Origin of the sequence: Streptomyces sp. NPDC002054, from assembly GCF_040296685.1 — a bacterium.
Taxonomy (GTDB): Bacteria; Actinomycetota; Actinomycetes; order Streptomycetales; family Streptomycetaceae; genus Streptomyces.
This window is the reverse complement of sequence record NZ_JBEOXT010000027.1, coordinates 42,581-56,213: the sequence shown is the minus strand read 5'-3', so window position 1 is coordinate 56,213 and position 13,633 is coordinate 42,581. Positions and strand designations below refer to the sequence as shown.

At 72.8% G+C, this 13,633-nt stretch carries 13 protein-coding genes; 5 read left to right on the top strand and 8 right to left on the bottom strand.

The window, feature by feature from the left end; all coding sequences use genetic code 11:
- Positions 1–748 precede the first annotated feature (748 nt).
- The 3 genes from ABT123_RS23955 to ABT123_RS23945 form a co-directional block, all read right to left on the bottom strand.
- Positions 749–1,036 (bottom strand): DUF6087 family protein, encoded by a 288-nt coding sequence (locus ABT123_RS23955; protein ID WP_351318092.1) that lies wholly within the window; start codon positions 1,034–1,036, stop codon positions 749–751.
- Positions 1,037–1,108: 72 nt separating this feature from the next.
- Positions 1,109–1,360 carry a transposase gene (locus ABT123_RS23950; RefSeq protein ID WP_502971029.1) on the bottom strand — a complete coding sequence of 84 codons (252 nt, stop codon included), beginning with the start codon at positions 1,358–1,360 and terminating at the stop codon, positions 1,109–1,111.
- Positions 1,361–1,448: 88 nt separating this feature from the next.
- Positions 1,449–2,078: a hypothetical protein gene (locus ABT123_RS23945; protein WP_351318090.1), complete on the bottom strand. Its 630-nt coding sequence runs from the start codon at positions 2,076–2,078 to the stop codon at positions 1,449–1,451.
- A 1,002-nt stretch (positions 2,079–3,080) separates the two neighbouring features.
- On the opposite strand from ABT123_RS23945, the gene ABT123_RS23940 reads away from it, so the two are divergent.
- Positions 3,081–3,938, top strand: coding sequence for a PhzF family phenazine biosynthesis protein (locus ABT123_RS23940; RefSeq protein ID WP_351318088.1), 858 nt, complete (start codon positions 3,081–3,083; stop codon positions 3,936–3,938).
- Positions 3,935–4,522, top strand: coding sequence for a GNAT family N-acetyltransferase (locus tag ABT123_RS23935; protein ID WP_351318086.1), 588 nt, complete (start codon positions 3,935–3,937; stop codon positions 4,520–4,522). Before ABT123_RS23940 ends, ABT123_RS23935 begins: the two co-directional genes overlap by 4 nt.
- A gap of 18 nt (positions 4,523–4,540) precedes the next feature.
- On the opposite strand, the gene ABT123_RS23930 is transcribed toward ABT123_RS23935, so the two are convergent.
- From ABT123_RS23930 to ABT123_RS23915, 4 genes are all read right to left on the bottom strand, one after another.
- Positions 4,541–5,545, bottom strand: a complete 1,005-nt coding sequence (locus ABT123_RS23930; protein ID WP_351318084.1) for an SCO2278 family lipoprotein — start codon at positions 5,543–5,545, stop codon at positions 4,541–4,543.
- 92 nt (positions 5,546–5,637) lie between these two features.
- Entirely contained in the window at positions 5,638–6,483 is an 846-nt protein-coding gene (locus tag ABT123_RS23925; RefSeq protein WP_351318214.1) for a heme ABC transporter ATP-binding protein, read from the bottom strand.
- Positions 6,484–6,494: 11 nt separating this feature from the next.
- The gene (locus ABT123_RS23920; protein ID WP_502971031.1) at positions 6,495–7,658 is read right to left on the bottom strand and encodes a FecCD family ABC transporter permease; all 1,164 of its coding nucleotides are present in this window, start codon (positions 7,656–7,658) and stop codon (positions 6,495–6,497) included.
- Between the two features lie 339 nt (positions 7,659–7,997).
- Complete coding sequence (locus ABT123_RS23915; RefSeq protein WP_351318080.1) at positions 7,998–9,038, bottom strand: heme/hemin ABC transporter substrate-binding protein; 1,041 nt, start codon at positions 9,036–9,038, stop codon at positions 7,998–8,000.
- A gap of 116 nt (positions 9,039–9,154) precedes the next feature.
- On the opposite strand from ABT123_RS23915, the gene ABT123_RS23910 reads away from it, so the two are divergent.
- From ABT123_RS23910 to ABT123_RS23900, 3 genes are read left to right on the top strand one after another with little or no spacing between them, the layout of a single operon-like run.
- Positions 9,155–10,618 (top strand): HtaA domain-containing protein, encoded by a 1,464-nt coding sequence (locus ABT123_RS23910; protein WP_351318078.1) that lies wholly within the window; start codon positions 9,155–9,157, stop codon positions 10,616–10,618.
- 58 nt (positions 10,619–10,676) lie between these two features.
- Positions 10,677–12,140: an HtaA domain-containing protein gene (locus tag ABT123_RS23905; protein WP_351318076.1), complete on the top strand. Its 1,464-nt coding sequence runs from the start codon at positions 10,677–10,679 to the stop codon at positions 12,138–12,140.
- Positions 12,141–12,169: 29 nt separating this feature from the next.
- On the top strand, positions 12,170–12,820 hold the full coding sequence (locus ABT123_RS23900) for a PhzF family phenazine biosynthesis protein (protein ID WP_351318074.1): 651 nt from the start codon (positions 12,170–12,172) through the stop codon (positions 12,818–12,820).
- A gap of 34 nt (positions 12,821–12,854) precedes the next feature.
- On the opposite strand, the gene ABT123_RS23895 is transcribed toward ABT123_RS23900, so the two are convergent.
- Positions 12,855–13,502 (bottom strand): biliverdin-producing heme oxygenase, encoded by a 648-nt coding sequence (locus ABT123_RS23895; RefSeq protein WP_351318072.1) that lies wholly within the window; start codon positions 13,500–13,502, stop codon positions 12,855–12,857.
- Positions 13,503–13,633 lie beyond the last annotated feature (131 nt).

The window sequence follows — 13,633 nt, the reverse complement described above, 5'->3', positions numbered from 1 at the left end:
CGCCTCCGCTGGACGGAGCCCAGAGCCGGAGCCGCGGCTGCGGGGCCCGCAGCGCGGGCCGGCCGACCCGCTGGGGCGGAGCCCCCCACACGGTGGAGCCGCGATCAGGTACTGCGGGAGGGGGGTGGGGGACGGCCTGCCCGGGCTGTGGCCTCATCCGGTTGCGGGGCGGGGTCCGAAGGGTGCTGGGTTTCGCTTGAACGGAATCAGGTGTCCGGGGGCTGCCCGCCAGTCCTCACTGTCCTTCCGTGTCCGTCCGGTCCCTCAAGGGCGCTCCTTCGTCGCGTCGCTTCGCGATTCCGCTTCGCTCCACCCTTGACCGACCGGCCGGCCCCGGAAAGACAAGGACTGTCGGGAAGCCCCCGGGGGGAGGGCCGGCATGGGGGACGTGTCCCAGATACGGCCGAATCCGGGAGAGCGGGGCGGCGGCTGCCGCCCGACCGGCCGCCCTGTCGGGCGGAAAGCTCCATTTCCTCGAAGCCCGGGCCCATTTGGCCGACCGGAGACCCAGGGCGCCCCAAATCGCCACGCGCTCCGGCTGGTTTAGCGTCTCCGGACCGGCCGTGGCTGGACATAAGCCGCCAACGACCGTTATTCGCTCCGGCCGTCTCAGCGTCTGCGGACCATCCGTGGCCGGATACAGGACCCGACCGACCACCGTGGATTCTGGTGGTCTGGCGGCTATAGGGCGGTCCCCCCTCAGACTTGCCGGCCTCCTGGCGACGGAAGCGCAGCCGTCGGACACCAGTCAGGAGGCATTGCGCAGTGGTGTCCGTTCCCATGCGCGCGCAGCAGCCAGGTTTGCTGCGGTGCCGACGAGAGCGTAGGTGTATCCGTCCCACTGTTGCAGGAGTCGGGCTTCATCGGGCCGAAGGTGAGCGGCCCCGCCGTTCACCGGTCTGTGTCGCCGGGAGATGCCCATCGGCGGCCGACGCCGCTCCTCGAACGCGGCCAGTGGGTCCGTCGGATCCGACTCGGGCAATGACTGCGATTCTGAAGGTGTTCCGGGGCGGCGGTGTCTGCCCAAGGTGGTCACCTCCTCTGGCCCGTCGGCACGCTCATTCCCGGGCTGTCCAACCACGGAGTATGCCGTCCGTCGGGGTGATCGTCATGCCGTACCGGTCAATGGTGGGCCTGCCCGCATCCTGCCACCAGCTGTGGGCCGTGGCGACCTCGTCCCAAAGGCGGCGTGGGCCGTACCGTTTGGGCAGGTCATGCCACTGCACGCGGTCTGTACCCGGTGCAGAATCCCGTTGATCACTTGTCGGTGATCCCGCCACCGGCCGCAACGACCATTACTGAATGGCAGGAACGGCCGAAGCCGCTCCCATTCGGCATCTGTCAGGTCACCCCGCCCCATGACCGCGTGAACGACTGGGCAATGGAGTAGTCACGTGATCAGCTGGACAGCGACAACCTTGTCGGCCTCGGCCACCGGGGTCGCGTGGTCATCGTTTGGAACGGCTGACATCACTTGGTGCGCGGCCCGCGAGCCAGACAGCGATCCGCTCCTGCAACTCGCGGTCGGAGCTGTCCTTCCACGACGCGAACCATTCCAACTGCCGCAGGATGTTCGCCGAGCGGTCCGGGTGGCCCACCGCGACTACGTCGACGCCCCTCTCACCCGTCGAGCAACTGAGGTACACGCTGCTGTCGAGCGCCATCATGCCGAAGCCCGGATGGCCCGCGCGGATGCCGAGGAACGCCGATGCCGCACCCCGGCCCATGATGTCCCAGCGCTCCAGGAGCCGGACCTTAGTCCAGACCGCCGGTGCGGCGCGGCGGCCCCAGTGCAAGTCCTGCAAGAATGCGCCGTGTGTACGGGTGCCCTCTGGAAGCAGGACGAGGAACTCGCGCCGCTGGTCGAAAAGGCCAGAGGAAGCAGCCAGGTCGTACCAGTCCTCGTTGAGACGCTCGACAAGCCGTGGGGTCTCGTACCGGTGAGAGAAGCCACCGACGATGTCCTCGGGAGCGTATCCGAAGACGAACGGCATCGTGCCGTCCGGCACGGCGTTCGGGATCACCTCAAGGCCGGCCCGCCGCAGCGGCCGATGTATCTTGCGTTCGCGCTCCTGCATACCCACAGGTCAGTGTTTTACCAGGCCCGGCGCGACGAAGTTCCCCCGGTCAGCGCTTCCGTTTCCCGACCTCCCAGACGAACTAGTGCTCGGATCAGCCGCGTGATCGGCCGGACAAGTCCTAACACCTCTTACACCAACTATCTGCAGTCGCCCGCCTGATGGCGGGAGCGCGTGGCGATCTGAGGCGGCCTATGTCCGGCCACGGGCGGTCTGGGGACGCTGAGACGGCCGGAGCGGGTAGCGACGCGGGGCGCCCTGGGGCTCCGCCTCGCCAAATAGGTCTGGACTTCGGGGAAATGGAGCTCTCCGCCCGCAAGGGCGGCCGGTCGGGCGGGAGCCGCTGGCCGGGCACCCTCGCGGGCCCGTATCTGGGACACGTTCCCCATGCCGTCCCTCCCCCGGGGGCTTCCCGACAGTCCTTGTCTTTCCGGGACCGGCCGGTCGGTCAAGGGTGGAGCGAAGCGGAATCGCGCAGCGACGCGACCGAAGGGAGCGCCCTTGACAGGGCGGACGGGCACGGAAGGACAGTGAGGACTGACGGGCAGCCCCCGGACACCACCTGATTCCGGCCAGGAGAAAACCCGCCCCCCTGGGACGCCGCCCGGCAGCCGGACGGGGTCGGGGCTCGGGTAAGCCGTCCCTCCACCCCGCGTGGTCTGCAGGGCGGGGGTCCGTCCCAGTCGGCCCAGTGGGGGTGTTGCTCAACCGGCCGGCGGGCCCACGCTGCGGGCACCGCAGCTGCGGCTCCGGCTCTGGGCTCCGTCCAGCGGAGGCGAAGTACCCCGCCTCGCCACCGGACTCCGTCCGGCCGAAGCCTGCGGGGGGCGGGCGGGACACCCCGGCCCGCCCCAGTCCCGAGAGGGGGGCGAAGGAGCGGGCCCGCGCCGGGAGACTCGTACATCCGGGCAACGCGACGGAGCTGGCCCGCGCTCGGAGTCCCGTACAACCGTGCAGGCGGCCACCGGGAATGAGCAGCCAGGGAGCGGAGTTGGGGTGGGCATGACTGATGTGTTGAGTTACACCGCCTTCTCTGCCGACCCTGACGGTGGCAATCCGGCCGGGGTTGTGCTGGATGCCTCCGGGCTTGACGAGGCCGCCATGCTCGGCATTGCCGCCGAGCTCGGCTACAGCGAGACCGCCTTTCTGACCGCGCCCCCGGAGGGGCTGGGCGGGGAGGCCGGGCGGGCCTTTGCCGTGCGGTACTTCAGCCCCAAGGCGGAGGTCCCGTTCTGCGGGCATGCCACCGTGGCCACCGCCGTGGCGCTGGGCGAGCGGATCGGCCCCGGTGAGCTGCTGTTCTCGACCCAGGCAGGGCCGGTTCCGGTCTCGGTGGTGGCCGAGGGGGACGGCCTGCGCGCCACCCTCACCAGCGTCGAGCCGCACATCGACGACATCGGCGCCGCCGATCTCGCCGAGGCGCTCGCCGCGCTGGACTGGCCCGCCGCCGACCTGGACCCGGAGATTCCGCCGCGGATCGCCTACGCGGGCGCCCGGCACCTGGTGCTCGGCGCCGCCACCCGGGCCCGGCTCGCTGACCTCGCGTACGACTTCACGCGGCTGGAGGAGCTGATGCGGAGGCTGGACCTGATCACGGTCCAGCTGGTGTACCGGGCCGGCCCGGACGTCTTCCACGTACGCGATCCGTTCCCGGTCGGCGGGGTCGTCGAGGACCCGGCCACCGGTGCAGCCGCCGCCGCGTTCGGGGCGTACGCCCGGGAGCTCGGGCTGGTCGGAGCCGATGCCGTGCTCACGCTCCACCAGGGCGAGGACATGGGGCGGCCCGGCGTGCTGACCGTCGAGCTGCGCGCGGGCGATCCGCGCGTACGGGTGGGTGGCGCGGGCGCCAGGATCGGGTGACGGAGGATCGGGTGACGGGCGTACGGGTTTGGGCCGAGGCCGAGGTGCCCGCCGGGATTGCCCGGCAGATCGCGGAGCTGGAGGCGGAGGCCTGGCCCGGGGCCACCCCGGGCCACGATCCGGCGCTCGCGCCACGGGTGATGGCGCTGGTCGACGAGGACGGGACGGTGGCCGCCTCGCTGGCGCTGCTGTTCAAGGACATCCGGCACGCGGACCGGACCTACCGGGCCGCCGGGCTCAGCGCGGTCGTGACGCGGAGCAGTCTGCGCGGGCGCGGGTACGGGGCCCGGCTGGTAACTGCCGCGCGCCAGGAGATCGTCGGTTCGGCGGCGGCCGATGTCGTGCTGTTCAGCTGTGACCGGCCGCTCGTGCCGTTCTACAGCGCGGCCGGGTTCACCCCGCTGCCCGGCAGCGTGCTGGTCGGCGGGACCCCCGAGGACCCGCTGACCACCGCCGATCCCGGGTTCGACAAGGTGGTCCTCGCGGCGGTCCCGGGGCCCCGGTCTGAAGGCGCGGTGGATCTTCGTCTGTTCACCGGTGTGCGGATCGCGCTGTATTCGGGGGCCGTCGACCGGCTCTGGTGATCCGTTCACCGGCCGGTTCTACGAAGCCGTTGCCGCGACCACGCCCTGCGCCTGGGCGACGAACGCCGCGCCCCGGCCCGGGGCGGTTGCCGGCGGCAGCACCACCGCCTGGGTGGACACCGACTCGCGGGTCAGCGTGTCGGTGAACTCCCCGCGCATCAGGGCGCGGACGCCCGTGGTCAGCGGGGAGACCGCGCCCTCCGCCGTCGGGTCGAGGGTCAGCCGGTCGATGTGGCGGGAGGCGAAGAAGGCCAGTGCGCCGCCGTTCTCGGTCCGCAGTGCCACCGGCGCGTACGCCCCTTCGTCGGCCGGCCGGTCCTCGAACCGGGCCGTCAGGCCGGGCTGTTCGGCATCCCGTGCCCGGACGGCGCGGCGGCCGGTGGTGGCGCTGCCCGGGGCGAAGCCGTCCAGGGTGCCGTCGGTCAGCAGGCGGGCGTAGCGGCGGCTCAGTTCGGCGGGCGGGACCGATACGTCACGGGCGTCCGGGGCGACGGCTTCCGCCCAGCCGGCCGGGGTCAGCCGGAACGCCGGGAGGTCCGCCCGCCCGATCACCGAGGCGTACGCGACCCGCCAGGCGCCGGCCCGGTCCGGCCGGGTGAACACCAGCACCACCCGGCTGTCCGCCCGGTCGGTGCCCTCGTCGCGGTTGCTGTCGGTGTGCACCACGAAGAACCCGCCGTGTTCCGGAATCGCGAACTGCGGGTCGGTCAGGCGCAGCGGCTCCGACTCGGGCGGCCCGGCCGGGGCGAGCGCCCGGTTCGCCCGCAGCCCGGCCTTCTTCGTCTCGGCGTACGGACCGGTGGCCACCGGGTCCAGCAGGGACTCGTCGGAGGACTGCTCCGCACGGTTGTACGCGGCGAGGAAGCCGTCCAGTGCCACCCGGGCCGCGCGCTCCGCCGCGGCTCTCGGCGACGGGGTGCGGTCCGGCTCGGCGTCCGCCGCGCAGCCGGTGGCCGTCGCTGCTGCCGCCGTCACCAGCGTTGCCGTCATCAGGGCCGTCATCAGCTGCCGCCTGCTGCACATGGCTCCTGCTCTGCCCCTCGCCCCGCCCGTCCCCACCGACCGTGTGAACCCTATCGGGGGCCTCGGGCCGCTCGGCGCTCAGGCCCGTACGCTCAGGCCCGTACGGGGACCACCAGGGGTGCGCCGGTCCGCGGATGGGCCAGCACCTCCACCGGCTGCCGGTAGACCCGGCTCAGCAGCCCGTCCTCGAACACCTCGGCGGGCGGTCCGGCCACGGCGATCCGTCCGCCGTACAGGACGGCCGCCCGGTCCGCGTAGGCGGCGGCCAGCCCCAGGTCGTGGAGGACGACGACCACCGCGTCGCCCGCCGCGGCCCGTTCCCGGCAGACCCGCAGGACCAGCTCCTGGTGGCGCAGGTCCAGTGCGGCGGTCGGCTCGTCGAGCAGCAGCAGCGGGGCCCGCTGGGCCAGCACCCGGGCCAGGGCCACCCGGGCCCGCTCCCCGCCGGACAGCGCGGAGAAGGGCCGGGCTGCGAACCCGGCGACCTCGGTGGCGGCCATGGCGGTGGTTACGGCGTCCTCGTCCTCGTCCTCGTACGGGGTGCCGGCCCAGGGGGCGCGGCCCATCCGGACCACCTCCGCCACCTCGAACGGGAAGGACAGCGCGGCCGACTGGGGGAGTACGGCACGGCGCAGCGCGAGCTCGGCGGCGGACCAGTCGCCGACCGGGCGTCCGTCGACCCGTACCTCGCCGGCGGCGGCGGGCAGGTCCGCGGCGAGCGCGGCCAGCAGGGTGGACTTGCCGGCGCCGTTCGGCCCGACCAGGGCGAGCACCTCGCCAGCCCGCACGGCCAGGTCGACCCCGGCGAGCACCTCCTGCTGTCCGAGCCGGATGTGCAGGCCGGCGGTCTCGGCGAGGAGGGTGCCGGGTGCGGTGGGGCCGGGGCCCGGCAGGTTCCGTCGGGCGCGGGTGGGCAGCAGCCCGCCGAGCTGCCTCATGCCGAGCAGCTTCATGCCCAGCCTCCTTGCTTACGGCGGGTCCGGCGCAGCAGCCAGAAGAAGAACGGGCTGCCGAGCAGGGCGGTCAGCACGCCCAGCGGCAGCTCGGCAGGCTGGGCGAGGGTACGGGCGGCCAGGTCGCCGGCCACCAGCACCAGGGCTCCGGCGAGGGCGCTGCCGGGCAACAGGAAGCGGTGGCCCGGGCCGTTGGCCATCCGCAGCAGGTGCGGCACCAGCAGGCCGACGAAGGTGATGACGCCGGCGACGGCGACGGCCGCGGCGGTGAGCAGGGCGACCAGCAGGATCAGCGCGAGGCGCAGCCGCTCCACGTCCACGCCGAGGTGCCGGGCCGGGCGTTCGCCGAGGGCGAGCAGGTCGAGCCGGCGGGCGTGGAGCGGGGCGAGGAGCAACCCGGCGAGGGCGCAGGGGAGTACGGCGAGCACCTTCGCCCAGGTGGCCTGGGCGAGTGAGCCGAGCTGCCAGAAGGTGATCTGGTTGACCTGGCCGCTGTCGGCGAAGAAGACGAACAGGCCGATCAGGGCGCCGGCGAAGGCGTTGACGGCGATGCCGGTGAGGATGAGGGTGACGACTTCGGTCTTCCCGCCGCTGCGGGACAGCAGGTAGACGGAGCCGACGGTGACCAGTCCGGCGGCGAACGCGCAGGCGGTGACGGTCCAGTTGCCGAGGAAGGACAGCCCGAATGCGATGGCGGCGACCGCGCCGACGGCGGCGCCCGCCGAGATCCCGATGACCCCGGGCTCGGCGAGCGGGTTCCCGAACACGCCCTGCATGAGCGCGCCGGCGCAGCCGAGACTCGCGCCGACGAGCAGCGCGAGCACCACGCGGGGCAGCCGTACGTTCCACAGCACGCTCTCGGCGACCCGGTCGAGCGGAGCTCCGCCGAGGCCGAGGCGGTACTGGACGGAGCTCAGGACGTCGGCGGTGGGGATCCGGTACGCGCCATGTCCTGCGGACAGCAGGGCGAGGAGAAGCAGGGCGGCGAGCATGCCGAGGGCGAGCCCGGTGCCACGCCGAAGCCGCGTGCGCGCCTTCGGCTCCGCCGGGGTATCGGCCTCGGGTCCCGCCGGGGTCCCGGCCCGGTTCCCGGGCTGAGGCCCCGCCGTGGCGCCCGCCGGGACGCCGGGCTTGGGCGCTGCCCCGGGTCCCGCCGGGATGCCGGCCCGCGGATCCGCTGGGGTTTCGGCGCCGGGTTCCGCCGATGTTCCGGCCTCGGGGCCCGCCGGGTTTCGGGCCGTGGCGCCGGGCGTGGCGCCGGGCTTGGGTGCCGCCGTGGGCCCCGCCGGGGTTCCGGCTTTGGGCCCTGCCGGGGTCCTTGCCGGGGCTCCGGCCGTAGTGCCCGTCGGGGTTTCTGCCTCGGGTCCCGCCGGGGTCCCGGTCGGGTTCGCCGTCGGGGTTCCGACCCCGGGTTCCGGCGGGGTGCCCACCTCGGGTTCCGTCGGGGTGTTCTCCGGCGATTGCGCCGGCTTGGTCGGGTCGTAGGGGAGGGTCACCGGTTATGCCTTGTCGGGGTGGTGGAGCTGGGCGATCAGGGAGGTCAGGACCTGGTCCGTGCGGGGGCCGTAGTTGAGGAGGATTCCGTCGTCCACGGTGACCACCCGGCGGTCCATCCCGGCCGGGGTCTGGGCCACGCCCGGGATCTTGACCAGGCCGTCGATCCCGCCGACCGACTCCAGGCCCTTGGCCATGACCAGGATCGCGTCGGGCGCGGCGGCGGCCAGGGCTTCGCTGGTGATCGGGGTGAAGTCCTTGGCCAGGCCCGACTCCTTGCCCGCGTCCACCGCGCCGGCCGCCTCCAGCAGCGAGGCCGCGCCGGACTGGGCGCCGCCCAGCATGTACACGGAGGCGGTGCCGCGCAGGTAGAGGAAGGCCACTCGGGGCTTCTTCGAGGTGTTTGAGTCTGTTGCTGCGGGGATCTCCTTGGCGGCGGTGGTGATCCGGTCGGCGGTGCGCTGCCTCAGCTGTTCCCCGGCCTGTGGCACGCCCAGCGCCTGCGCCACCGCGCCGATCCGCTGCGGTACGTCGTCCAGGGACTTGGCCGGGGCCACCACCAGCAGCGGGATGCCCGCGTCGCGGATCTGCTGCACCGCCTCGGCCGGGCCGGTGGTGGTCTCCGCGAGGACCAGGGTCGGGCGCAGCGAGAGCACGCTCTCCGCCGAGACGTCATGGGCTCGTGTCACCACCGGCAGCTGCGCGGCCTGTTCGAAGGTGGTGGTGATGTCCCGGGCCACCACCTGCCGGCCCAGACCCAGCGAGTACACGATCTCGCTGAGGCTGCCGGTCAGCGGAACGATCCGGTCCGCCGAGGTGACGGTGACCTGCCGGCCGTCGGCCGAGGGGACGGTCGCCGGCAGCGCCGGCACCGGCACCGATGCGAGCGGCTCCACCCGGTCCGGTGCGGCGGCCGGCCGGGCCGATGGGCCCGGGCCGGCGGCGTTCCCTGCGCATCCGGTCACCGCCAGGGCCAGTGCGGTCACTGCGGAGGCCAGCACAACAGCCAGGCGGGGAAGGCGGGTTGAAGCGGCGGGCGTAGGCACGAAGGCACCGTCCTGTCGTCCGGCTGAGGTTCTGGGAGCCGGGGTCTTGCCAAACCCGGGCGGGTGAAGCTTAGGTTAGCCTAACCTCACTTGCCAGACCTTGGAGGGGACTTTCCATGCCCGTCAGACCTGCCCGTGCGTTCGCAGTGTCCGCAGTGTCCCCGTCGCCGCGGCGGAGTGTCCTGCCGCCGGCCCTCTCGGTGGTTCTGCTCGCGGCACTGCTGGGCGTCCTGCTCCCCGCCGCCCTCGCCGCCCCCGCCGAGGCGGCGGGCCGTACAGTGCAGGGCGGCCGGCTCGACTGGGGCATCAAGTCCTCGTTCCAGAGTTATGTCACCGGGCCCATCGGGAAAGGCGCTTTCCGGCTGAAGAGCGGAGCCGCCACGGTCGGCGGCAGCCTGTTCCGCTTCCACTCCGCGGCCGGCTCCTACGACCCCGATGCCGGATCCCTCGACGCCGCCTTCACCGGCGGGGTCCAGTTCCAGGGCCACGCCAAGCCCGACGGCTCGTACGAACTGGACCTCACTCTCAGCCGGCCCACCGTCCGGATCGCGGGCGGCAAGGGCACCCTCCACGTGGACGTCACCGGCAAGGCCAAGGACACAGGAACGGTCACCACCCGCTCCCAGGTGCCCTTCGCCGCACTGTCCCTGGGCGGCATCCGGATGACGGGCGGCGGCAGCCCCGTCGCCCTGAACAACGTCCCGGCCACCCTCACCGAGCAGGGCGCCGCCTCCTTCGCCGGCTACTACCCGGCCGGTACCCGGCTCGACCCGGTCTCGCTCTCCGTCGACGTACGGGACGGAGCCGCCGGCCCGCCCACCTCGCCCCCGGCCGCACCCCCGAGCAGCCAGGCCGCGCCGGGCTCCTTCGCCGACGCGGCCGTGGACTGGGGGGTCCGCCGGACCTTCCGCGAGTACGTCACCGGCTCGATCGGGCAGGGCAAGTGGACGCTCGCCGGGGGCGCCCAGGACGGCGGGGCACTGTTCCGCTTCCCGCAGGGCAAGGGCGCGTACGACGGCCGGAAGGGAACCCTTGACGCGGCCTTCGCCGGGACCGTCCACTTCACCGGGGCGCACCTCGACCTCCTGCTCGGCAAGGTCGCCGTCCGGGTCGAGAACGGCAAGGGCGTCCTCGCCGCCGACGTGACCACCGCAGGGGCCACCCAACCGGCGGTCCCCCTGGTGGAGTTCGACGCCAAGGGCCTGAAGACCGAGGGGCAGCTCGCCGTCCTGACCGAAGCCCCCGCCACCCTCACCGAGGCGGGCTCCAAGGCCTTCAACTCGATGTACAAGGCAGGGACGGAGATGGACCCGGTGTCCCTCGCCGTCGCGCTGGACCCGGCCGCAAAACTGCCGGCCCTGCCCGACCTCGGCTCCACCGGCTCGCCGACGCCCGCCCCCGCCCCGGACGCGAGCAAGGCCACCGCGCCCGCCGCCCCGAAGACCGGGCAGGCCGGGCAGGCCGAGGAGACCTCGTCCACCGGGCTGTACGTCGCCCTCGGCGCCGCCCTCCTGGTCCTGGCCGGCGGTGCCGCGTACCTGATCGTCCGCAAGCGCCGCGGTTCCGTCCCACAGGACTGACCGATCTTTCTCGCCTCACACCCACCCTTTTCCGGCCATGTTCAGGAGAACTCCAGCCATGTCCTCGTCCCACCGCCACCCGATCGCCGTCGCGGCTGCCACCCTGACCGCCGCCACCCTGACCGCCGCCGCCCTGGGCGCGACCGCCCTGATGCTCCCGGCGGTCGCCGCGGAACGGCCCGCCGCCCCGGTGAAGAAGATCATCAACGGCACCCTCGACTGGGGCGTGAAGGAGAGCTACCGCAATTACGTGACGGGCATGGCGGCCGGAAAGATCACGGTTGCGGACGGGGCCGCGCGGAACGCCGACGGCACCTTCCGGTTCGGCTCGGCCACCGGCCAGTACGACCCGGCCACCAGCGTGGTGAAGGCGGCCTTCAAGGGCAGCGTCACCTTCTTCTCGCCGGCCCCGCCCACCGGCCACGGCTTCGAGGTCAAGCTCTCCGACTTCCGCATCGACTCCGGCACCAAGAAGGTGACCGCGGACGTCACCAAGGGCGGCAAGACCGACCAGGACGTGCCGCTGGCGACCGTGGCCTTCACCGGGCCGGCGATGGACAAGCTGGCCACCACCCTCACCAAGCAGGCGGCGGACGCCCTCGGCTCCGCCTCGTACGAGAACAAGGCCGGCGACCCGCTCACCGTGCAGCCGGAGTACGAGAAGCCCAAGCCGCAGCCCTCGGGCTCGCCGTCCACGAAGCCGAGCCCCTCGGGCGCCCCCACCAAGCCCGCTCCCACCAAGACCGCCACCGCGACCCCGACCAAGCCCCCGGCGCAGACCACCAAGCCGGCCGCCGACGGCCCGCAGAAGATCCTCAGCGGCAAGGCCACCTGGGGCATGAAGGAATCCTTCCGCCGCTATGTGCAGGGTGCGGGCGGCTCGGTCACCCCGGCCGGCGGGGCCGTCAAGAACGGCGAACTCTTCGACTTCGCCCTCGGCAAGGGCGAACTCGACGCCAAGAACAAGAAGCTGACCGCCTCGTTCAACGGAAGCCTGCGCTTCCTCTACGCCGCCCACGGCATCGACATGACCTTCAGCAACCTGCGGGTCACCGCGGCCGGGAAGACCGGCACCCTGGTCCTCGACGTCAAGACGGCCTCCGGTACCCGCACCGGAGTGCCGTTCGCCACCCTCGACCTCTCGAAGGCCGACTACCGGACCAAGGGCGGGGTGCTCACGCTGAACTCCGTGCCGGCCGCCTTCACTTCGGAGGGCGCGGCCGTGTTCGCCAACGGCGCCAGCGGCTCGATGTACCAGAAGGGTCAGGCGGTGGACCCGCTGACCCTCTCGGTGGCGGTGGACCGGGACGTCAACCTCCCGTCCGGCACCGCCGGGGGCAGCGGCGGGACCGGCGGCAGCGGCAGCGGCAGCGCCGGAGGGGCCGGTTCCGTCGGCGGCAACCTGGCCGCCACCGGCGCCGAGATCCCGGCCGGCAGCCTGCTCGCGGCCTCCGGTGTGGTGGTTGCGGCCGGCGCGGGTGCGGTGTTCGCCGCCCGTCGGCGCCGGACGTCCGGCGTCTGACCGTCGTCTGACCGTGTTTCAATGCCCGCGTGAACGATCTCGATGTGCTCAAGGTCTTCTGTGCGGGCGACGGGCGGCACGGCAACCTGCTGGGTGTGGTGCGGGATGGGCGGAACTGCCCGGACGACGCGGCCCGGCAGGCCCTTGCCGCCGAACTCGGCTATAGCGAGACGGTGTTCGTCGACGATCCCGAGCGCGGGGTCGTCGACATACGCACGCCCGGTACCCGGATGTCCTTCGCGGGACACCCGCTGGTCGGGGTCGCCTGGCTGCTGGACATCGAGGAGCTCAACCCGCCGGCCGGGCCGGTGTGGGCGCGCGACGACGGCGAGTTCACCTGGATCACGGCCCGCCCCGAGTGGGTCACGGCCAAACACACCCGGCAGTACGGCAGTCCTGCCGAGGTCAACGCCCTGCCGGCCCCGCCGCCGGGCGAGGGCTGGCTCTACGCATGGGCGTGGGAGGACGAAAGGGCGGGGCGCGTCCGCGCCCGCGGGTTCCCGCGGCGGGCGGACGGCATCATCGTGGAGGACGAGGCCACCGGCTCGGCGGCGCTGCTGCTCACGGCGGAGCTGAACCGCGCCCTGAACATCACCCAGGGCGCCGGCTCCCAGATACTCACGGCTCCCGGGCCGGACGGCACCGTGGAGATCGGCGGCCGGGTCCGCTTCGCCTCCTGACCGGTACGCGGCGAGAAGACGAAGCGGGGAGGGTTCAGGCGGACTGGGGGAACTGGTCGCCCAGTTCGCGGAAGACCGCGCCGTTGAAGTCGAAGGCCCGCTTGCACTCGTCGATGATGCGCTGCTTCTCCAGGTCGTCCGCGGCGATCGCGTCCAGCAGCTCCCGGTAGGTGCGCTTGAAGGCCGCGGGGTTGGCGATCGACTCGAAGACGTAGAACCGGACGCCGTCGCCCTTGCGCTCGAAGCCCCAGGTCCGCTCCGCCTTGTCGCGGATGATCTGGCCGCCGGAGAGGTCGCCGAGGTAGCGGGTGTAGTGGTGGGCCACATAGCCGCCGGGCCAGCCGGCCGCGCATTCCGCGACCCGGTCCGCATAGGCGCGGGTGGCGGGCAGGGCGGCCAGGGTCTCGCGCCACTGCGGGCCGCGCAGGTGTGCCAGGTCGCGCTCGATCTCGGCCAGCCGCATCAGCTCCGGCCGGATGAACGGGCCGGCGACCGGGTCGTCCCTCAGGGCCTCGGCGCCGTCCTCCAGGGCCTGGTAGACGAACCACAGCTGCTCGGTGTAGCGCGCGTACGCGTCCACTCCGAGCCGGCCGCCCAGCAGATCGCTCATGAAGGTCGAGGTTTCGGCCTCGGTGTGCTGTTCGTGCGACGCGACGCGGATGACCGTAGAGAAGGCGTCCAAGACAGGACCTCCAGAGGAAGGCGAACCAGGCGTGGCGGCAGCGCCGCCACACCCGATCCTGCTACTTAGGCTTACCTAAGTCAATGTGTTCCCGACGCTCTGTCGGTAAAACTTGTTCCCGACTCCGCGTT

Excerpts from the sequence above, each read along its gene's own strand:
- ABT123_RS23950 (WP_502971029.1), bottom strand. The coding sequence starts at position 1,360 with ATGGGGCGGGGTGACCTGACAGATGCCGAATGGGAGCGGCTTCGGCCG.
- ABT123_RS23930 (WP_351318084.1), bottom strand. The coding sequence starts at position 5,545 with ATGTGCAGCAGGCGGCAGCTGATGACGGCCCTGATGACGGCAACGCTG.
- ABT123_RS23910 (WP_351318078.1), top strand. The coding sequence starts at position 9,155 with ATGCCCGTCAGACCTGCCCGTGCGTTCGCAGTGTCCGCAGTGTCCCCG.
- ABT123_RS23905 (WP_351318076.1), top strand. The coding sequence starts at position 10,677 with ATGTCCTCGTCCCACCGCCACCCGATCGCCGTCGCGGCTGCCACCCTG.
- ABT123_RS23925 (WP_351318214.1), bottom strand. The coding sequence starts at position 6,483 with ATGAGGCAGCTCGGCGGGCTGCTGCCCACCCGCGCCCGACGGAACCTG.
- ABT123_RS23945 (WP_351318090.1), bottom strand. The coding sequence starts at position 2,078 with ATGCAGGAGCGCGAACGCAAGATACATCGGCCGCTGCGGCGGGCCGGC.
- ABT123_RS23940 (WP_351318088.1), top strand. The coding sequence starts at position 3,081 with ATGACTGATGTGTTGAGTTACACCGCCTTCTCTGCCGACCCTGACGGT.